The organism is Streptomyces sp. AHU1 (assembly GCF_045343905.1).
GTDB lineage: Bacteria > Actinomycetota > Actinomycetes > Streptomycetales > Streptomycetaceae > Streptomyces > Streptomyces triticiradicis.
In genome coordinates this window covers 6,371,271-6,390,634 of record NZ_CP174283.1, presented here as the reverse complement: position 1 = coordinate 6,390,634, position 19,364 = coordinate 6,371,271, and the positions used below count along the sequence as shown (strand labels likewise).

General features: G+C 68.9%; 21 protein-coding genes and 1 riboswitch. Of the genes, 11 read left to right on the top strand and 10 right to left on the bottom strand.

Annotated features, from left to right (window positions below):
• Positions 1-162: 162 nt before the first annotated feature.
• A complete protein-coding gene (locus ACICHK_RS28575) occupies positions 163-825 on the top strand; it encodes an LAETG motif-containing sortase-dependent surface protein (RefSeq protein ID WP_151472181.1) in 663 nt (220 codons plus the stop codon).
• 72 nt (positions 826-897) lie between these two features.
• On the opposite strand, the gene ACICHK_RS28570 is transcribed toward ACICHK_RS28575, so the two are convergent.
• From ACICHK_RS28570 to ACICHK_RS28550, 5 genes are all read right to left on the bottom strand, one after another.
• Positions 898-1,965: an ABC transporter ATP-binding protein gene (locus tag ACICHK_RS28570; protein WP_406839094.1), complete on the bottom strand. Its 1,068-nt coding sequence runs from the start codon at positions 1,963-1,965 to the stop codon at positions 898-900.
• Positions 1,966-3,696 carry an ABC transporter permease gene (locus ACICHK_RS28565; RefSeq protein WP_406839093.1) on the bottom strand — a complete coding sequence of 577 codons (1,731 nt, stop codon included), beginning with the start codon at positions 3,694-3,696 and terminating at the stop codon, positions 1,966-1,968.
• Positions 3,672-4,730: a thiamine ABC transporter substrate binding subunit gene (locus ACICHK_RS28560; RefSeq protein ID WP_406841339.1), complete on the bottom strand. Its 1,059-nt coding sequence runs from the start codon at positions 4,728-4,730 to the stop codon at positions 3,672-3,674. Before ACICHK_RS28560 ends, ACICHK_RS28565 begins: the two co-directional genes overlap by 25 nt.
• A gap of 115 nt (positions 4,731-4,845) precedes the next feature.
• Positions 4,846-4,951: riboswitch (TPP riboswitch) on the bottom strand.
• An 87-nt stretch (positions 4,952-5,038) separates the two neighbouring features.
• Entirely contained in the window at positions 5,039-6,145 is a 1,107-nt protein-coding gene (rlmN, locus tag ACICHK_RS28555) for a 23S rRNA (adenine(2503)-C(2))-methyltransferase RlmN (RefSeq protein ID WP_406839092.1), read from the bottom strand.
• A gap of 238 nt (positions 6,146-6,383) precedes the next feature.
• Entirely contained in the window at positions 6,384-7,139 is a 756-nt protein-coding gene (locus ACICHK_RS28550; RefSeq protein WP_406839091.1) for a GntR family transcriptional regulator, read from the bottom strand.
• Between the two features lie 78 nt (positions 7,140-7,217).
• On the opposite strand from ACICHK_RS28550, the gene ACICHK_RS28545 reads away from it, so the two are divergent.
• From ACICHK_RS28545 to ACICHK_RS28520, 6 genes are all read left to right on the top strand, one after another.
• A complete protein-coding gene (locus tag ACICHK_RS28545) occupies positions 7,218-7,496 on the top strand; it encodes a hypothetical protein (RefSeq protein WP_406839090.1) in 279 nt (92 codons plus the stop codon).
• Between the two features lie 141 nt (positions 7,497-7,637).
• Positions 7,638-7,820, top strand: a complete 183-nt coding sequence (locus ACICHK_RS28540) for a hypothetical protein (protein WP_406839089.1) — start codon at positions 7,638-7,640, stop codon at positions 7,818-7,820.
• Positions 7,821-8,028: 208 nt separating this feature from the next.
• Positions 8,029-8,253 (top strand): hypothetical protein, encoded by a 225-nt coding sequence (locus ACICHK_RS28535; RefSeq protein WP_406839088.1) that lies wholly within the window; start codon positions 8,029-8,031, stop codon positions 8,251-8,253.
• Positions 8,250-8,993, top strand: coding sequence for a GntR family transcriptional regulator (locus ACICHK_RS28530; protein ID WP_406839087.1), 744 nt, complete (start codon positions 8,250-8,252; stop codon positions 8,991-8,993). The genes ACICHK_RS28535 and ACICHK_RS28530 overlap by 4 nt, the downstream gene beginning before the upstream one ends.
• Positions 8,990-9,292, top strand: coding sequence for a hypothetical protein (locus tag ACICHK_RS28525; RefSeq protein WP_406839086.1), 303 nt, complete (start codon positions 8,990-8,992; stop codon positions 9,290-9,292). The genes ACICHK_RS28530 and ACICHK_RS28525 overlap by 4 nt, the downstream gene beginning before the upstream one ends.
• Before the next feature lie 524 nt (positions 9,293-9,816).
• Positions 9,817-10,251: an NUDIX domain-containing protein gene (locus ACICHK_RS28520; protein ID WP_406839085.1), complete on the top strand. Its 435-nt coding sequence runs from the start codon at positions 9,817-9,819 to the stop codon at positions 10,249-10,251.
• Between the two features lie 196 nt (positions 10,252-10,447).
• Here the strand turns inward: ACICHK_RS28520 and ACICHK_RS28515 are convergent, their stop codons facing one another.
• Positions 10,448-10,738, bottom strand: coding sequence for a hypothetical protein (locus tag ACICHK_RS28515; protein WP_406839084.1), 291 nt, complete (start codon positions 10,736-10,738; stop codon positions 10,448-10,450).
• Between the two features lie 1,137 nt (positions 10,739-11,875).
• Between ACICHK_RS28515 and ACICHK_RS28510 the strand changes: the two genes are divergently transcribed.
• The 4 genes from ACICHK_RS28510 to ACICHK_RS28495 all read left to right on the top strand — a co-directional run bounded on the left by ACICHK_RS28510 (position 11,876) and on the right by ACICHK_RS28495 (position 16,018).
• Positions 11,876-12,421: a hypothetical protein gene (locus ACICHK_RS28510; protein WP_406839083.1), complete on the top strand. Its 546-nt coding sequence runs from the start codon at positions 11,876-11,878 to the stop codon at positions 12,419-12,421.
• A 291-nt stretch (positions 12,422-12,712) separates the two neighbouring features.
• On the top strand, positions 12,713-12,937 hold the full coding sequence (locus tag ACICHK_RS28505; protein WP_406839082.1) for a hypothetical protein: 225 nt from the start codon (positions 12,713-12,715) through the stop codon (positions 12,935-12,937).
• 587 nt (positions 12,938-13,524) lie between these two features.
• The gene (locus ACICHK_RS28500) at positions 13,525-15,336 is read left to right on the top strand and encodes an IS481 family transposase (RefSeq protein ID WP_406839081.1); all 1,812 of its coding nucleotides are present in this window, start codon (positions 13,525-13,527) and stop codon (positions 15,334-15,336) included.
• Positions 15,337-15,451: 115 nt separating this feature from the next.
• Positions 15,452-16,018 carry a hypothetical protein gene (locus ACICHK_RS28495; protein ID WP_406839080.1) on the top strand — a complete coding sequence of 189 codons (567 nt, stop codon included), beginning with the start codon at positions 15,452-15,454 and terminating at the stop codon, positions 16,016-16,018.
• 310 nt (positions 16,019-16,328) lie between these two features.
• Here the strand turns inward: ACICHK_RS28495 and ACICHK_RS28490 are convergent, their stop codons facing one another.
• The 4 genes from ACICHK_RS28490 to frr form a co-directional block, all read right to left on the bottom strand.
• On the bottom strand, positions 16,329-16,649 hold the full coding sequence (locus ACICHK_RS28490; RefSeq protein WP_406839079.1) for a GYD domain-containing protein: 321 nt from the start codon (positions 16,647-16,649) through the stop codon (positions 16,329-16,331).
• A gap of 217 nt (positions 16,650-16,866) precedes the next feature.
• Positions 16,867-17,340, bottom strand: a complete 474-nt coding sequence (locus ACICHK_RS28485; protein ID WP_151472176.1) for a carboxymuconolactone decarboxylase family protein — start codon at positions 17,338-17,340, stop codon at positions 16,867-16,869.
• A gap of 274 nt (positions 17,341-17,614) precedes the next feature.
• Positions 17,615-18,754, bottom strand: a complete 1,140-nt coding sequence (locus tag ACICHK_RS28480) for a phosphatidate cytidylyltransferase (RefSeq protein WP_151472175.1) — start codon at positions 18,752-18,754, stop codon at positions 17,615-17,617.
• The gene (gene frr / locus ACICHK_RS28475; RefSeq protein ID WP_151472174.1) at positions 18,754-19,311 is read right to left on the bottom strand and encodes a ribosome recycling factor; all 558 of its coding nucleotides are present in this window, start codon (positions 19,309-19,311) and stop codon (positions 18,754-18,756) included. The genes ACICHK_RS28480 and frr overlap by 1 nt, the downstream gene beginning before the upstream one ends.
• Between the last annotated feature and the right edge of the window lie 53 nt (positions 19,312-19,364).

The window sequence follows — 19,364 nt, the reverse complement described above, 5'->3', positions numbered from 1 at the left end:
CGGGGCATACACATTGACAGCCCTTAGGTCACGCTTATAAACCTGTGAAACCGCTGGGGGCCCTGTTGCTGGAATGATTCACAGCAAATCCCCCAACACCCCCCGCAGTTGCGCAACCTGTGAAGGGCAATCGTGTCCATATCTCGACGCACCGCACGTTCCGTGCGAATCCTCGGCGTTGCCTCCGCCTCTGCCGCGCTCGCGCTCGGCGTCGCCGGCAACGCACTCGCCTGCAGCATCAAGGACTTCTCGGCCGCCGCCACCTGTGACGGCAACGGGAAGGGCATCATCACGGTGACCGACGTCGACCCCTCCGCCAAGGAAGCCACCATCACGGTCTTCCTGGAGCGTAACGGCGCCGACGACCACCAGGTCGGAGACGCCCAGAAGGTCATCGGCAAGAAGGACGGCGCCACCATCTCCTTCTCGGAGGACTGGGCCCCCAAGGCCGAGTACCGGATCCATGTCAGCGTCCCGGGCATCGTGGACAAGGACATCTCTCCGAACCTGGTGACGAAGGACGAGGCCTGCTCCACGAAGTCGGAGTCGCCGTCCCCGTCGGCGAGCCCCGAGCCGTCGGAGTCCGCCTCCTCGGAAGCCCCCTCGGCCCCGGCCGCCGGCCCCTCCGAGTCGGAGAGCAGCGCCGCCCCGGCCACCCCGGGCGACAACCAGCCGTCCGCGGCCGCCGGTGAGTCCAACCTCGCCGAGACCGGTGCGAACTCCAACACCCCGATGATCGCCGGCATCGCCGGCGCGTTCGTCCTCGTCGGTGGCGGAGCGGTCTTCTTCGGCATGCGCCGTCGTGGCGCCTCGAAGGCGAGCTGAACCACCTCCTGAACGACCGTGTGGCCCGCCCCCGTCGAGGGGGCGGGCCACACGGCTGTCCGGACGTTCCGCTCAGCCCGCCCCCGGCACCGGGCCCTTCACGGCGGGCTGCGCCGCGGGAGCCCCGAGGACGACGGTCTCGGCGGCGTCGAACCGCACCCCGACCACGTCCCCGGGCTCCGGCGCGTCCCGCAGCGCGCACGCCGCCTCGAGGCGGGGCGCGCCCTCCGGCTGGAGCCGCACCGCGACGTGCGTGCCCCGGAAGGTGCGTGCGGCGACCGTGCAGCGCAGCCCGTCCGCCGCGGCCACGAGCCGTACGCCGGCGGGCCGCACGAGGAGCGTGCGGGGCCCCTGGGCCGCCCCCTCGGGCACCGGGACCTCGCCCCACGGGGTGTCGGCCGCCGTCCCGCTCACCGTCGCCTCGACCACGTTGTCGAAGCCGAGGAAACGGGCCACGAAGGCGTCCGCGGGCCGCTGCCAGACCTCGAGCGGCGTACCGGACTGGGCGATCCGCCCGTCGCGCATCACCACGACCCGGTCGGCGAGCGCGAAGGCCTCGCCCTGGTCGTGCGTGACGGCGAGCACCGTCGTACCCAACTCACCGAAGAGGTGGCGGAGTTCGACGACGAGCCGTTCGCGCAGCGAGCGGTCCAGCTGGCCGAGCGGTTCGTCGAGCATCAGCAGCCGGGGACGCGGCGCCAGCGCGCGGGCCAGCGCCACGCGCTGCTGTTCGCCGCCGGAGAGCGAGGCGACGGCGCGGTCCCGGGCCCCGGGCAGACCGACGAGGTCCAGCAGCTCCCCCACCCGCGCGGCCTGTCCGTCCTTCGACGTGCCGTGCATCCGCAGTCCGAAGGCGACGTTGCCGCCCACGTCCCGCTGTGGGAAGAGCTGGTGGTCCTGGAACATCAGGCCGACGCCCCGCTTGTGCGCGGGGACGGCCGCCTGGTCCCGTCCGTCCAGCACCACCCGGCCCGCGTCGAGCGGCTGCAGTCCGGCCACCGCCCGCAGCAGCGTGGACTTGCCGCTGCCGCTCGGCCCGAGCACGCACACGGTCTCGTGCTCGGCGACGTCGAGGTCGACGGCGTCGAGCACGGTCCGCCCGCCGAAGCGCACGGTCGCGCCCTCGAGGCTCAGCAGCATCTAGAACTCCCCGGTCCTGTCGGTCCGTACCCGCTCCAACAGCAGCAGCGCCACCGCGCACACCACCATCAGGATCGTCGAAAGGGCCATCGCCTGGCCGTAGTTGAGATCACCGGCGCGCCCGAGCAGCCGGGCCACGGCGACCGGCAGCGTCGGGTTGTCGGGCCGGGCGATGAAGACGGTCGCCCCGAACTCCCCGAGGGAGACGGCGAAGGCGAACCCGGCGGCGATCAGCAGCGCCCGCCGCACCATCGGCAGGTCGACCTCGCGCCACACCCGCCAGGGCGAGGCCCCGAGCACGGCCGCGGCCTCCCGCAGCCGCCCGTCCACCGCGCGCAGCACGGGCAGCATCGTCCGTACGACGAAGGGGACGCCCACCAGCGCCTGCGCCAGCGGTACCAGGATCCAGCTCGCGCGCAGATCGAGCGGCGGCTCGTCCAGGGCGATGAGGAACCCGAAGCCCACGGTCACCGCGGAGACGCCGAGCGGCAGCATCAGCAGCGCGTCGAAGCCCCGCATCAGCCGGCCGGCCCGCCGGGTGAGGGCGGCGGCGGCCAGGCCGCCGATCAGCACCGCGATGGCGGTGGCGGCGAGCGCGTACTCCAGCGAGTTGCCGACCGCCTCGATCGGGGCGACGAGGAAGACGCCTCCGTCGTCGTCGGCCAGCGCCCGGTAGTAGCCGAGTCCCGGGGCGTCGAAGGACCGCTGGACGAGGACCGCGAGCGGCAGCACGAGCAGGACGGCGATGCTCACCAGCACGCCCGCGAGGAGCGACCGTTGCGCGGCACCGCGCGGCCGGTGCGCGGTGGTGCCCGGGGCGACCAGGCGCAGGGCGGTCTCCCGCCGGCGTACGGTCGCCGCGTGCACGGCGAGGATCGCGCCGACCGCCGTGAACTGGACGATCGTCAGCACCGCGGCCGTGGTGAGGTCGAAGATCTCGGAGGTCTGCCGGTAGATCTCGACCTCCAGGGTCGAGAAGGTGGGACCGCCGAGGATCTGCACCACACCGAACGAGGTGAAGGTGAAGAGGAAGACCATGAGGGCGGCGGCGGCCACGGCGGGGCCGAGCGCGGGCAGCGTCACCCTGCGCCAGGCCGCGAGGCGCGAGGCGCCGAGCATGCGCGCGGCCTCCTCCTGGCGCGGGTCGAGCTGCGACCAGAGCCCGCCGACGGTCCGTACGACGACCGCGTAGTTGAAGAAGACGTGCGCGAGCAGGATCGCCCACACCGTGGTGTCCAGGCGCAGGCCCCACAGCTCGTCGAGCAGCCCGCCCCGGCCGACCAGCGCGAGGAACGCCGTGCCGACGACCACGGTCGGCAGCACGAAGGGCACCGTCACCACGGCTCGCAGGACCTGTTTGCCCCGGAAGTCGAAGCGCGCGAAGACGTACGCGCCGGGGAGCGCGACCAGCAGCGTGAGCGCCGTCGAGGCGAGCGCCTGCCAGGTGGTGAACCACAGCACGTGCCGGATGTCGGACCGGGTCGCGACGTCCCAGATCCGGCCGAGCTGCCAGCCGCCGTCCCCGTGGAGCCCGCGCGAGACGATGGCCGCGACCGGATAGGCGAAGAACACCGCGAAGAACGCGACGGGCCCCGCCATCAGGGCGAACCGCGCCGCGTCCTGCCGACGGGCCCGGCGCGGAGCCCGGCCGGCACCGGCCCGCCCGGCGGCTCCGCCCGGTCCGCCGGTCCGCGCCGGTCCGTCCGCTACTTCAGTACGAGCGATGTCCACGACTTGACCCACTGGTCGCGGTCGGCGGCGATCTTCGCGGGCGCCAGGGTCTCGGGATCCTTGGCCGGCGGACCGTACCGCGTGAACTCCGGCGGCACCTGCGCGGCCTCGCGCACCGGGTAGACGAACATGCTGAGCGGCATGTCGTCCTGGAACTCCTTGCCGATCATGAAGTCGAGGAGCGCCTTGCCGCCCTTGGCGTTCCCGGCGTGGCTGAGCAGCCCCGCGTACTCCACCTGGCGGAAGCAGGTGCCGGTCGCGACCCCGGTCGGGGCCGTGGCGGGCTTCGGGTCGGCGTAGATGACCTCGGCGGGCGGCGAGGAGGCGTACGAGACGACGAGCGGCCGGTCGGCCTTGGCCTTCTTGCCGCCCGCGGACCCCGAGAACTCCTCGTTGTACGCCTGCTCCCAGCCGTCGACGACCTTGACCCCGTTGGCCTTGAGCTTCTTCCAGTAGTCCTCCCAGCCCTTGTCGCCGTAGTGGGCGGCGGAGCCGAGCAGGAAGCCGAGGCCCGGCGAGGACGTGGCGGCGTTCTCGGTGACGAGGAGGTTCTTGTACGCGGGATCGACCAGGTCGTCGAAGGACTGCGGCGGCTTCAGCTTGTGCTCGCTGAAGTACGCCTTGTCGTAGTTGACGCAGATGTCGCCGGAGTCGATGGGCGTGACCCGGTGCTTGTCCTGGTCGATCCGGTACTCGGGCAGGACCAGGTCCGCTCCCTTCGCCTCGTACGGCTGGAACAGTCCGTTGTCGAGCGCGCGGGAGAGCAGGGTGTTGTCGACGCCGAAGAACACGTCGCCCTGCGGGTTGTCCTTGGTCAGGATCGCCTTGTTCACCGCCTGCCCGGCGTCGCCGTCCTTGAGGACGCGGACCTTGTACCCGGACTGCTTCTCGAAGTCCTTGAGCACGCTCTTCGACACGACGAACGAGTCATGGCTGACGAGCGTGACCGTCTTGGATCCGCCCGAGCCGGAGGCTTCGGACGAACTGCACGCGGTCAGCACGGGCAGCGCGACGAGACCGAGCCCGGCGGCCATGACCGCGAGCCGTCTGCCGCCGCTGATGTTGGTGATCACTGATTCCTCCTGGGTGACCAGGAAGAGACGCGGCCCCGCCCGGGACCTCTGACGGTTCCCGGGCAGGGCGCAACAGCTTGAGTAACGACCGAACTTCCTACCCAGAATGACCTGGGCAAGGTTCAGAGGGTCTGCGGTCTGTCCCGCACTCTCAGCGCTGTGGCGCTCCCCTGTCGGAATATGAAGATGTCGGACGGTGGAGATGCCGGACGACGGAGTCGTCCGACCATGATGATGTCGGACTACCGGACGGGCCGACTCGACTCAGACTACCGCTCGGTCGCGGCGAGCTGGCCGCACGCTCCGTCGATCTCCTGGCCCCGGGTGTCCCGGACGGTCACCGTGACGCCGTGGGCCGCGATCGCCTCGACGAACGCCTTCTCGTCCTCGGGCCGCGACGCGGTCCACTTCGAGCCCGGGGTCGGGTTCAGCGGGATGAGGTTGACGTGCACGGGCTTGCCCTTGAGCATCCGCCCGAGCCGGTCACCACGCCACGCCTGGTCGTTGATGTCGCGGATGAGCGCGTACTCGATGGACAGCCTGCGCCCGGACCGGTCCGCGTATCCCCAGCCGGCGTCCAGCACCTCGCGCACCTTCCACCGCGTGTTCACGGGGACGAGGGTGTCGCGCAGCTCGTCGTCCGGGGCGTGCAGGGAGATCGCGAGCCGGCACTTGAAGCCCTCGTCCGCGAAGCGGTTGATCGCGGGAACGAGGCCGACCGTCGAGACGGTGATACCGCGCTGCGACAGCCCCAGCCCGTCCGGCTCGGGGTCGGTCAGGGCCCGGATCGCCCCGACCACCCGCTTGTAGTTGGCGAGCGGCTCGCCCATCCCCATGAAGACGATGTTGCTGAGCCGCGCCGGCCCGCCGGGGATCTCGCCGTCACGCAGCGCCCGCATGCCGTCGACGATCTGGTGCACGATCTCGCCGGTCGACAGGTTCCGGTCGAGGCCGGCCTGTCCGGTGGCGCAGAACGGGCAGTTCATCCCGCAGCCCGCCTGCGAGCTGATGCACATGGTCACCCGGTCCGGGTAACGCATCAGCACGGACTCGACGAGCGTGCCGTCGAAGAGCCGCCACAGGGTCTTGCGGGTGGTGTCCTGGTCGGTCGACAGGTGCCGCACGACCGTCATCAGCTCGGGAAGCAGCGCTTCCTGGAGCTTGCCGCGCGAGGCGGCCGGGATGTCCGTCCACTGGGCGGGGTCGTGCGCGTACCGGGCGAAGTAGTGCTGCGAGAGCTGCTTGGCACGAAACGGCTTCTCACCGATCGCGGCAACCGCCTCTTTGCGCTCGGCGGGCGTGAGATCGGCGAGGTGCCGCGGCGGCTTCTTGGCTCCGCGCGGCGCGACAAAGGTGAGTTCTCCGGGTGCAGGCATAACCCTTCCAGTGTCGCAGATCATCCGCGGGGCCCCAGGCCAGAGAGGGGTAGGGACGGTCACCCCTGGGCGGCCTCTGTCAGCTTCCGTCGACCTCGCACGGCCCAGGGACGGCCCAGGAATGATCTTGGACGGGACCCCTGACCAGCTACGAACGAGGGCAGGGAAGAGTCGGGGACGGACGAGGGGCATCGACACCCGCGACGCCCCGCCTCCACCGACAATCAACGATCAACGATCAACGATTGATCGGAATCTCGTAGACGATCTCGCAGTGAGCGACGGGCACCACGATGTCCGCCGTCTCGACGGGCCGTCCGTCGTCGCTGTAGTACGTCCGCCGGATGTGCGTGACCAGCGCGGCCTTCTGGATGCCGAGCAGCGACGCCTCTTCGGCGGTCGCCGTCCGCGGCTCCGGCTGCTCCACGGCGTGGCTGATGGTGACACCGATCGCGGCCATGCGGTTCACGACACCGGCTCCGGCGTGCGGCCCTCCCTCGGGGAGGACGACGAGCGTGCCTGCGGTGAGGTCGTACGGCTCCCAGCTCGTCGAGAGCTGCACCGGCCTGCCGTCGGCCAGGAACTCGTACGTCGTCCGGACGCACAGCTCACCCTCGTCGATCCCGAGCCGCGCGGCGATGTCGGCGGGCGCCGGCACCTTGGCGTCGGTCCGGCTCTCCCAGTCCCCCGCCCTGCCGATGTCTCGCATGTCTGCCCGGAACGGTGACCCGTCGCGCCGCTCCCGCGCCGCCGACCGGACCACCCGCACCCGCTGCCGGGGCTCGGCGACGTAGGTGCCGGATCCGGCGCGTCCCTCCAGCAACCCCTGGGAGATCAACAGCTCCTGCGCCCGGCGGACCACGTTCTCGCCCACGCCGCACTCCTGGCCGATCTGGGTGCGGGAGGGCAGACGGTCACCCGGCTCCCATACGTGCTCCGCGATCCGGCGCCGGAGTTCGTCGGCGATGCGGAGATAGGGCGGCTGCTCAGGCATATGGAAAATCTAGTCCACTAGCCCTAATCTAGTTAACTAGCTTCACTGAAAGTGATCGCTGGTGACGGAGGCTGTCCTGTGCCCGCTTCGGGAGTTAGCGCGGCGGCCATCGCCGCCCGCCTGTCCGCCCTCGGGCTTCCCGCGCGAGTGGAGGAACACCGCCGTCACACGTCGGTAGAAGCAGAGGTTCCGGACGGGCTCTCCGCCGAGTCATGGCGGGAGGTCCTGGACGTGGTGGCCGAGGCCGACCGGTTCGGGCTCCTAGCCACCAGCTTGAACGGCCGCACCCTCTGGGCGGTCGTACGCAGAACGGTCCCCACGACGGGCGATGTCTGGGGACCGGGCCATCAGCGATAGGAGCTGACCAGCGTGCTCAACCGTATCCGCCGCGCCGTCTCCCGCACCAGGGCGCGTCACTCCGCCAAGGGCAGGCACAGCCGCCCCTTAACGGCCGTCCACCGGCCGACCGCTTCCGCTCTCCCCGCATCCGCTGACACGGTGACGGCCATCCTGGGGCGGACCTCCACCGACTCAGACCGCCGACACTCGCTCGCGGCTGAAGACATCGCACTCGTCCGCCCGTACGTGCTGGCCCGGGAGAAGCGTGTGCGCACGCGCTCGGTGGTCGTCGCTCCCCATCTGCCGAACAGCGCGTGGTCGGCCCTCGCGGGGGTCCACTGATGCCCTCAATGCGGTCCCGCCGACATCTCGGCATCGCGGACGCCTCGGCCGTCCCCTACCGCTCGACCGCCTGTCGCATCGGCACGCACCCGGCCTGCGCGGAGTCCTCCCCGGCTGCGGCCCCGGTCGACCTCCCGGTGATCTATGAGGCATGCGACTGTCCGTGCCACCCGTCAGCCGACCGATTCCCTGCCGCAGAGGTGGAGCGATGAGTGCATGGGCCCCCGGCGGCGCGCTGGTCGCCAGCGTCGAGGTCACCGCGGCCACCGTGCAGCGCGGCGACGTCATCCAAGTCGGCGGCCACGCCGCCCGGGTGAGAGACCTCTTCCAACTCCCCCAGGGGGCCAAGCAACTGGTCTTCGAGTCGGGCGAACTGCTGACCATCCACGCACGCACCCGGCTCCTCGCCGTGCGCTCGCTGAGAAGGCGGTGACCATGTCCGTGCCCTCTCGTCACCACAACATCGCGGACGACCTCCGCCGCCAGATCGCGACCGGCCGTATCCAGCCCGGTGAACGCCTGCGGTCCGAAGCCGACTTGGCCGACCGGTACAAGGTCAGCACAGTGACGCTACGAAGAGCTCTCTCCGTGCTTCAGGGAGAGGGCCTCGTCGAGAAGATCCACGGCAAGGGCAACTTCGTCCGCCTCCCCCTTCGCAAGATCATGTACGTCGGCGGCTGGGGAACCCTGGACCCGTGGACCGCCGCCGAAGCGGCCCTGCGTGTCACCGTTCGCACCACCCCGGTTCCAGCACACGGACAGCTCACGACCTTGCTCAACGTCCCTGCGGGCAGCCCTCTCACCGAGTTCTCGTGCCTCAGCTTCGAAGGAGCGTCACCGCACGGACTGGCTCGCATCTACATCCCGCGCGACCTGGCACCGGCCGGAACACTCGGCAACGAATCCACGTACGGGGAAGCAGCCACGAGATTCGCCGTGCTCGGTCCTGCGCCGGCCGTTGTCCGGGAGACGGTATGCGCCCGCCCACCGACACCGGATGAGGTATGGGCCCTTCGGATCGGCTCCACCGTGCCCATCCTCGCCATCACGCGCACCGCGACAGACTCCGCCGGGCGCGTTGTTGAAGCCGCACTGCTGGCCTTCCCCGGCGACCGCATTGACGCGGCCTTCACCACCCACCACATGATCGACGAAGGGCAGACGCAAGGATGACGGCACAAGACGAACTGCGACTCCTCCCGTGGTCGGGCCCCGGCGGAAACCCCTGCTACCTGAGCACCGACGACCGGGACGGCTTCATGTCCCGCCTGGCGGACAACATCGAATCGGTCCAACTCGGCACGGCCGCCAAGCTGCTGGAGCGAGCCTCCGAAACCCTCGACGACCAGGACGCGGACCCGGAGGAAAAACAACGGCTGGCGAAGGAACTGACCGGGGCCCTACGAGACGTCCTCCGCGTCGCAATCAGCCGCGGTCACCTACTGGCGGTAAACGAACCGCACAGCATCTGAAGAAGCGGCCGTACAACGACGCTTGCCGATGACGCTCCTCCCTTCTATACGGGGAGGGAGCCCGAAGACCAACCCGGGCCCCCTCCCCGTCGCGCTGCGCCGACCCGGTGCAGACGCATCGCACACCGAGGCAGAGACGAACCCTTTTGCGACCGCCTGAACCTCAGCCACCGAAAGTCAGCCACGACGGCGGGCGCGCCGACCGACCAGGCGCGCGTAGCCTCGCTGTACTCCCACCAGGCTCAGCCACGTCATCGCCCGTCGACCAGCGCATGCTTCGACGGCCGATCCGGGACAACGATGCCTGAGCCATCAGCTTGGGAAGCTGTGAGCATTTGGGGACGGTACGGGCGCTGACCTGTGTGAACGGTGGATGAGCGGCCCTGCTGGGCTTGGGACCCTTCCTCGTGATTCCCCACTGTTCCCCGCTCGTTCTGGTGCGCCAGTGGTACGCCGGGCCCATCCCCGTTCGTGTCTGTTCGGTTCGGGCCTCCTCGTCGGCGTGGGCGCACTACCGTCAGCGTATGAAGGTCCGTCACAACGTACGTGCGGTTCTACTCGATGGCGGTCAGCTGGTGTTCCTGCGCCGAGGATGGCCGGGCGGCACCTCCTACTACACGACCGTTGGTGGGGGCGTCGAAGCTGAGGATGCCGACCTTGAAGCGGCTCTACGCCGTGAAGTGATGGAAGAGATCGGTGCCACGATCGGCCCGGCAAGCGAGTTCCTGACCTTGATCGAGCCGGGCGACAAGGTCACCGTCATACAGCACTTCTTTCGTGCTGACGTGCTGCACATGGATCTCAACCGCCGCAGCGGCCCTGAGCTTGATGATCCTGACATAGGCGACTTCTCGCCGGTGCGAGTCGCGTTGGAGACGTCAGTGGTGAGAAGGCTCGAACTCCATCCGCCCGAACTCGCCGACTACCTAAGGGAGCACGCCGAGAATTGGGGAGCTTGAGGGCTGACGCGATGGTCAGACCTTGGGCGATGACTGCTTCGTCCCGAAGCAACTTGGGTGAGTGTTCGGCCTTGGGCTGGTGCCTGCGCTGCCAGTCCACTGGCGTTCGCATCCGTCCGTCATTGTCTGCTGCTGGCGTTGTCACGCAGTTAGACACTCACCTGAGGCTGGCGCGCGCTCTGGCGGGGCCTGGCCCTCAGGGACCAAACACATCCAGCGCGCCGAGTACGAGGCACACAGTGCCGAAGAGGAAGAACCCACCCATGACTATCGCGGCTGCTCCGAGCTTCATAGCGCCGGCACTCTTGCCCTCTTGCGGCACAAGCGAACCCGACGCCTGCTGTCTGAAGTCGAGATACGCAGGCAGCCGTCCGGTTCGCCGTAGCGTCCGTCCGACACTGATGAGTGCTATGCCAAAGAACAGCGTGAGCAAGCTCGTCTGGAGCTGGTAGGCCGGGTCATGCCCGTCCGAGACAGCGATGATCACGAAAGTCCCCCAGGACGTGCCGGACTGCGCTGCTGTCCGGCGGAAAGAAGCGCCCCATCTTGCCTGACGGCTAGCCCCTGGGGAAAACCCGTTGGGTCGGGGGGCTGTGACCTGGGGATCTGCCGCTGATCTTTGCGACCCACCTGTCACTGTCGGTCGTCACCGGTGGCCTCGGCGACCTTCGGACGGCCCAGGGACGGCCCAGCCCTGGCGCACTCGACTGACGGGACCTTCGACAGCCCCGTCCGAACCTCAGCCGCCGACTTCGGAAACGCGGTGCGCGCAGTGCTCAACCCCTCCCCGCGGCGGCGTCTCTCGCGGCGTCGCAGCGGCCAGTAACGTTGGGGAGCCTGAGGCGTACGCTGATCGCGAGCTCTTGAAATGTAGGCGTAGAGGGGGGTGAGCCTATGCGCCGTAAGTGCTAGAACCTCGCCACGCCTCCCATGCACCGCCTCAAAGGCGCGCCTGTTCATCATTCCGGCGTAGAGGGGATCGCTGTGAAGTCGGTGAGGTGGTTCTTCGAGGAGTTCACCTTCAAGGGACTGTTGCTCATCCCGGCCGCGATCCTGGTGGTCGCTGCGTTCGCGGCCGTGATCATGTTGGTGTCACCCGATGACGGGCCACGGCGGCCAACGGACTCACCCACCTCCACGAGCTTCGCCCCCGGTTGGGAGTGCGCCCAAGACCCTGAGACAGGCGATGTTGGTGACTGCTGGGAGCTGAGTACGCCGTAGTTCACGTGTCGGCCCTGCCGAGCTAGCGGGCGCGGAATGCATCCACTGGCGATCCTTACTGACCACTGCCGCATCGGGCATGGCTATGGCGCGGTGACCTCTTCGTCCCGAAGCAACTTGGGTGGAGCTGCCTGCTTGGGTCGGCTCGGCTCTCACCTGCGCTGACGGTCCGCTGACGTCCGTACTCGTCCGCCGCTGTCCGTCAGCGTTGTCACGCAGTTAGACACTCAGCACGCCCCAGACACCTCCGAGTCCAGGGCACCTTGACGACGGCTCTCATCCGCTCGGACATGCGACTGACACGGCATGCCTGCAGAGAGGAAACCCACTGGCTCGCCAGCGGGTAGCCGATCAAAGCTGACAGTAAGGTCGTCCCGGGAACGAACCGATCGACAGGGGGGCCATGTCGGGGCAACTGTTCACGTTGATAGGCGTGCTCGTTGGTGCCGCAGCGTCCTACGTGGGCGGAGCCCTCATGGAAAGGTCGCGCTGGCGTCGCCAACTCTCGACGCGATGGGATGAACGTCGTCTGGAGTCCTACCTCCGGTACGCAGACGCGATCAAGAGATTCACGTCCTTGGCGGGGCGCCTGGCTGCAGGCAAAGGGCTGTTTGATCTTCCCCAGCCGCTCGCACAGGAAGCTGGCTTGACGATGTTGGCTGACGCCGAACTGGAGCGGGGCTACGCGTTCGAGGCCGTCCTCCTCATGGGGGACGCTGAAACCATCTCGGCGGCCAGGGCGCTGCAGCGCCATGCCTGGGTGCTGGAGCAGTTCGCTCGTGACCAGCGTTCGGGAACACCGGAGGACTGGACGCGGGCTTTCAGACAGTTCCAGGAGAAACGTGACATGTTCTACCTCACCGCTCGAAAGAGCTTGGGCGTAACCACAAAGTTTCGCCTGCGGTCCGAGGACCCCGCCGTCCTGGGGACAGACCCGCGGCGGTCGTAGCAGTCGGCAGAGTCGCAAGGGGCAAGTGATGATCTGTCTTCTTGCCCTGGGTCTTGCCGGAGATCTTGGTGACCTGCTGCTTCCCAGCTCAGGGGCGGTGGGCTCGTGCGCCCGGTGGTCGACGTTGGTCGTCATTGGCCGCTGTTGAGCAACCTCGGACGGCCCAGAGACGGCCCAGACGAGCCCGATCTCGGGAGCTCTGCCAGAAGCCGGTCACTACTGCCCAGTACTTCCCTAGTCTGTGGCCACCGCGCGGGGTTGGGGAGCCGCCGCAGACAGCAGGGGGACAAAGTGCTGATCGTTCTCATTGGGTTGGCTGTGGGTGCCGCATACGTGTGTCACGGAACGCCGCTCTTCGTTCCAGCGGTAATCGTCGCGATCTGCGCCTTCTGGTCTAACGGCGTCATGGCCAACTTCCGTCGCACCGACGAGGTCCCGCGCCTTGCAACGGTAGTGAGCCTAATCTGCTTCGTCCTCACACTCGCTTTCGGCATCGCGGGGCTGGTCATCAGCTGAGCGCGGGGCGCCAGCACCGAGGCTCGCGCCCTCAGCTTGGGAAGCTGAGGGCATTTCGGGCTGATTCGGTGGCTGACCTGGGCGAACGGCTGAACTGTGGCCTTGTAAGCGACGCTTGCATTCACCGTGACTCCCCCTTGTTCCCCGCTCGTTGTGGTGCGGTTGTGGTGCAGCCCGTGTCGCCGAACTGCTTAATCAGCGGCTCCTTCTACCCCCTGGCGTGAGGTCGTGCTCACGCCTAGCGTGCTCGCCGCGGTTCCACGTGATGACACCTTTCCCGTCGGGCATAGCCCCCGGGAACGTTCACGCTGACGGAATCCCAGAAGGGCTCGGACTCCCTAAAGTGCCCACCTCCCGTGTGCCACTGGAGCCCGGGATACGCGCGGCGCAGAGACCGGAGAGCGGCTGAGGCCAGGCCGTGGCGCTTGTAGCCCTCGTAGGTATAAGGCGATTCCACCCAGCCGAGCCGGCATTGATCGTGTCCGATCCCGGGTGATGCTTGACAGTTCGGTCCCAGCTGATGGTTGACAGTGGCCGTGATCGGGTTTTCTGTGCGCGTCGTTGCGGCGTGTGGCGGGAGGCCGGGATTGGCGCTGGTGGAGTTGTCGGTTGTCGAGCAGAGATACCGGGCTGTGCTTGCGGTGCTGGCGGGTGCGACGGTGACGGAGGTCGCGGCGTCGTTGGGGGTGTCCCGGCAGACGGTCAGCGGCTGGAAGTCCCGGTATCAGGCCTCGGGCCTGGCCGGGCTGGCGGACCGGTCGCGCAGGCCGGCCTCGTGTCCGCATCAGGCTTCTGCCGAGGTCGAGGCGGCCGTGTGTGAGCTGCGGCGCAAGCACCCGCGGTGGGGTCCGCGGCGGATCGCTCATGTGCTGGAGCGGTCCGGGACGGTGATGCCGGTGCCGTCGCGGATGACGGTGTATCGGATCCTGGTCCGTCACGGGCTGGTGGAACCGGGGGTGCGGCGCCGGAAGCGGTCGGATTACAAGCGCTGGCAGCGGGATCGTGCGATGCAGCTGTGGCAGATGGACATCGTCGGCGGGGTGATGCTGGTCGATGCGGTGACCGGTGAGCTGACCGAGGCCAAGGTCGTGACCGGGGTGGACGATCACTCCCGCTTCTGCGTGATCGCGTCGGTGGTCGAGCGGGCGACCGGGCGGGCGGTGTGTGCGGCGTTCGCCCGGGCCCTGCAGGCGTTCGGGGTGCCGGAGGAGGTGCTGACCGACAACGGCAAGCAGTTCACCGACCGGTTCGGGCATGGTGGTGAGGTGTTGTTCGACCGGATCTGCCGGGAGAACGGGATCGCGCACCGCCTGACCCAGCCGGCCTCTCCGACCACGACGGGCAAGGTCGAGCGGTTCCATCAGACGCTGCGGCGCGAACTCCTCGACGACTGCGGTGCGTTCGAGAGCATCGAGGAGGCTCAGGCGGCGCTGGATCGCTGGGTTGGGGAGTACAACTCCGAGCGTCCGCATCAGGCCCTGGACATGCAGTCCCCGGGCGACCGGTTCGCCCCGGTTCCCGAGTCGGAGCGGGACGTGCTGGGCCTGAGGATTCCCGGAGTGCTGGCGCTGGTGCCGCAGCAGCGGACGGCTCCTGCCGCGGTGCCCGATCCGGTCGGGGCGGCGCCTGTTGCTGCCCCTTTGCCCGAGGTGGTGCGGGTGGAGGAGGGCGGGCCGGTGGAGTTCGAGCGGGTGGTGCCTGCGAGTGGGAATCTGCAGGTCGCGGGCAAGCAGTTCTGGCTCGGCCCGTCCCGCTCGGGGCTGACGGTGACGTTCTGGGCGGACACTTTGGTGATCCATCTGCTGATCGCTGGGACGCGGATCAAGACCGTGCGCTCACACCTGTCGGTGGCGGATCTGGGGCGGCTGACGGCCCGGGGTGGACGTGTGGCCGGTCCGGCTCCGCTGCCTGCCGGTGACGGGGTGGCGTTCGAGGTGGACCGGGTGGTGAACAACTGCGGCCTGGTGGGCCTGGGCGGGCGCCAGGTGCTGGCGGCGGAGATCCTCGGCGGCCGCCAGGTCGGCATCCGCATCGACGGCGAGACGCTGTCGTTCTTCGACCTGTCCTCGCGGGAACTGCTGCGGGTGCGGCCCAACCCGCTGACCAGCGATGAAATCCGCAGGCTGCGGGGCCTGCGTCCGGCCGGACCGCCGCCGCGGCCGGGCATCGAGCCGGTGCGGGTGCAGCGGCGGGTCAGTGCGGTGGGCACGGTCATGGTCTGCCGGCAGGTCGTTTCGCTCGGCCGCCCCTACGCAGGGCAGACCGTCACCGTGCACGTCTCGGACACGACGATCACCGTCGATCTGGACGGGCAGGTCCGGGTGATCCGGCGCACGACCGACGTCCCGGTCCGTAACGTGAAAGCGAACAAGCCCCACGGGGCTTCCCATGTTGGCTAGGTCCACCGTCAAGCATCACCTGGGACCAGAACGTCAGGCATCAGCTGGGATCCGACACCGCATGCGTTGGGGCAGCGAGGTCTGCCATGGTCGGGGCGCATGGCAGGATTCCTGGATGACTGCTTTCCCGCGCACCGTCGAAACTGTCTCCACGGTGGCGACCGATGCCGGAATGCTGGCTCTGTGGGACCCTCGGCGCTTCACCGGCATCGTCGATTACGACACCTGGGACCCTCAGCTCGGTGAGGACGAGGACGTTGAGCGGCACATCCGTATCGGTGCCTTCGTGCCCATCAACATCCGAAGCGACGGTGCCTTCGGGGTGCTGGTCCGCACTGGGGAAGTCGGCCGGCTCGCGCAGCTCACGGAGCGAGAGAGCAGGCACTGCCTGGTCACTTCAGACGCCTACCTTCTCCATTCGTCGGGGCAGATGTGGCTCAGCGGCATCGAGGCGGTGGGTGCCGAAGCGTGGCCCGGTACCGTCCAGTGTGATCTGCCCGCTGACCGCTATTCGGTAGTGATCCACTTGATCGCGTGGGAGGACGAACCGGGCAGCGTCAACGAGGACGGCACTCCGTCCGAGACTGCACTCTCCGACTTCGTCGTCCTCGTCAACCCCGCCTTGCCGGAACAGGACACCTTCCGCTCGGCAGTGGAGACCTTCGACCAGCCGGAAGGCTGACTACCTGTATAGGACGTCATCCGTGTCATCCGCGTCTTCCACGGCCCCGAGCTGATCACCACCGTCCCGCGCATGACCAGGAAGAAGGTGGTCATCCGCAAGTCCGGCGAACACAACCGCCGGAAGATCGTCCAGGGCAGACGTCAAGCATCACCCGACGCCAACCCGTCAACCATCAACTGGGACTCGACAGGGCTTGGGCATGGCGAGCGTCGCATATCCATTCGTGTGACCTGCGTCCGTCGCTCGCGGCGGCTGTCGTGGGCGGGAGCCGGCCGTCGCCGCCGGGCGCCACGGCGGTCGGTCCGGTCTACGCGCCCGGCGGGCGGAAGGCGACCTCCCTGCGGGCGGCCTCGTCGATCTCGTCCAGGGTGAGGAGCGGCGTGGCCCGGGTGTGGAGCGCGCCGCTGGCCTTCACCCTGAGGCTGACGGCGGCCATGGAGACCGCGTCGGGGAAGTCGAGGATGCACACGAGGTCGTCCTCCCCGAAGGCGAAGTACATGGCCTCGACCGTTCCGCCGAGGCCCGCGACGACGTGGTCGACGGCGGCGCGACGCCCGCTCGCGCCTTCCTTGAGCACGCCCTTCGCCCCTTCGGGCGTGTAGCGGGCATGGATGAGGAACTTCGGCATAAGGGGTACTCCCTGCCCGTGACGTGTCCGGTACGGGGGTGGCCTTCCCGCTGTCGCGTCCGACGCCGACCGGGGAACGCCCGGATTCACCCGTACGGCACTCGGCACGCGCCCGCACACGCCCGCACACGCCCGCACACGCCCGCGCGGGACAGCGCCCGGACCGGCGGGAGACCGGACCGGGAGGAGACGCCCCCCGGTCCGGCCCCGCCGCCCGTTACGCGAACTGGCCGGGCCGGTAGTCGCCGGCGGGCTGCTGGATCATGACGTTCCCGCGGTTGAAGGCGTTGATCAGCGCGATGCAGCACACCAGGGCGGCGAGCTGCTCCTCGTCGTAGTACTTGGCGGCGTTCGCCCAGCACTCGTCCGTGACCCCGCCGGCCGCGTCGGCGATGCGCGTGCCCTGCTCCGTCAGTTCCAGGGCGGCGCGCTCGGCGTCGGTGAACACCGTCGCCTCCCGCCAGGCCGCGACCAGGTTGAGCCGTACGGAGGTCTCGCCCGCGGCCTCCGCGTCCTTGCTGTGCATGTCGGTGCAGAAACCGCAGCCGTTGATCTGGCTGGCGCGGAGCTTCACCAGTTCCTGCGTCGCGAGCGGCAGCGTCGATTCCGCGAGCGGCCTGCCCGCGGCCACGATGTGCTTCATGAACTTGGCCGCGACCGGGCTGGCGTAGAGGTTCAGACGGGCTTCCATGGTGTGCTCCCTGTGTCGTTTCCCGTGGCTACACCTCATTGACGGAACGGCCCGCCACGATGTGACCGACGCGAATGTGACCTGCGTCTCCCTCCGGTGCCGCCGTGGCCGCGTCCCGCGCCGGGTGGAACGGCAGGACGGACGGCCCCGCGCATACGACACCACCCCTCCGGGTCACGGAGATCACGGTGAGGTGATCGGGTGACCCGAAGGGGTGGTGTCGTGGATGTGCTCGAAACGGATGCGCGCGTCGCAAACGCGTGCGGAAAAACGATCAGCCGGATCCGACGAAGAGCACGAGCAGCAGCCAGACGACCGGAGCCGTCGGGAGCAGGGAGTCCAGCCGGTCCATGATGCCGCCGTGGCCCGGGAGCAGGGTGCCCATGTCCTTGATGCCCAGGTCCCGCTTGATCATGGACTCGCCGAGGTCACCGAGCGTGGCGCTGGCCGCGACCGCGAGGCCGAGGATCAGACCCTGCCACCAGGTGCCGCCGTCGATCAGGTACTGCATGCACAGCGCACCCGCCGCCATCGCGAACGTGACCGCTCCGAACAGACCCTCGCGGGTCTTTCCGGGACTGATCCGCGGAGCCAGCTTGTGCTTGCCGAAGCGCCAGCCGACGGCGTACGCGCCCGTGTCGCTGACGACCGTCAGGAGCAGGAAGGTCAGCACGCGGCGCGGGCCGTCGTCGGCCGTGAGCATCATGGCCACGAAGGTCGCCAGGAACGGCACGTAGAAGGCCGCGAAGACCCCCGCCGTGACGTCCTTGAGGTAGCCCTCGGGCGGTTCCGTCATCCGCCAGACCAGGACGGCCAGCGCGGTGAGCGCCATGGCCACCCAGGCGCCCTCGGCACCGCGCACGTACCCGGCGACGACCATGGCGGCCCCGCCGAGCGCGAGCGGCACGAGGGGCGCCTTGATGCCCTTGCGCTCCTCCAGCCGTGAGGTGAGCTCCCAGAGCCCCACCACCACGGCGACCGCTATCACTCCGACGAAGACGGCCTTGACGACGAACAACGAAGCGACGATCACGGCGCCCAGTCCGACGCCCACTCCTATGGCCGCGCCCAGGTCGCGTCCCGCACTCTTCTTCTGAGGTGCGGGGGCGGGCTCGGGTGCGGCGCTGGGCATGGGCTCCTGCGGGCTCTGCGGGTCGTGCGACGGATCCCCGTAGGGCGCCGCCTGCGGCGTGTCGTTGTGGACCGAGGGGCCGCTCAGCCGAGCGGCCCCCCTGTCGTCATCCTGGTCTCCGCCATGAGCGGGTACGTCGGGCGCGGTGGGCATGGGCCGAGTGTGCTGCGCGTCATGCGCATCGTACGTGGGACCCGCCGGGGCCGCCCCCTGGGCAGGCCCCTGCTCGGACGGCCCCCAGTACCCGGCTTGTGGCGGCGCCCCCCAGGAAGAGTCGTTCATCAGACTTCGAGAAGTTCCGCTTCCTTGTGCTTCAGGAGCTCGTCCACCTGGGCGACGTACTTCGCCGTGGTGTCGTCGAGTTCCTTCTCCGCACGGCGGACCTCGTCCTCGCCGGTCTCCTTGTCCTTGACCAGCTTGTCGAGGGCGTCCTTGGCCTTGCGGCGCACGGCGCGGATCGAGACCTTGGCGTCCTCGCCCTTGGTCCGCGCGACCTTGATGTAGTCCTTGCGGCGCTCTTCCGTCAGCTCGGGGAACGTCACCCGGATGATGTTGCCGTCGTTGCTGGGGTTGACGCCCAGGTCGGAGTCGCGGATCGCCTGCTCGATGTTGCGCAGCGCGCTCTTGTCGAACGGGGTCACCACGGCCATGCGCGGCTCCGGGACGGAGAACGAGGCCAGCTGGTTGATCGGCGTCAGCGCGCCGTAGTAGTCGGCCACGATCTTGTTGAACATCGCCGGGTGCGCACGGCCGGTGCGGATCGCGGCGAAGTCCTCCTTGGCGACCACGACGGCCTTCTCCATCTTCTCCTCGGCCTCGAGGAGGGTCTCTTCGATCACCACTTGCTCCTGCGTGTCTTGAGTAGGCCCGGCTGCTGTTTCCTCGTCGGTTC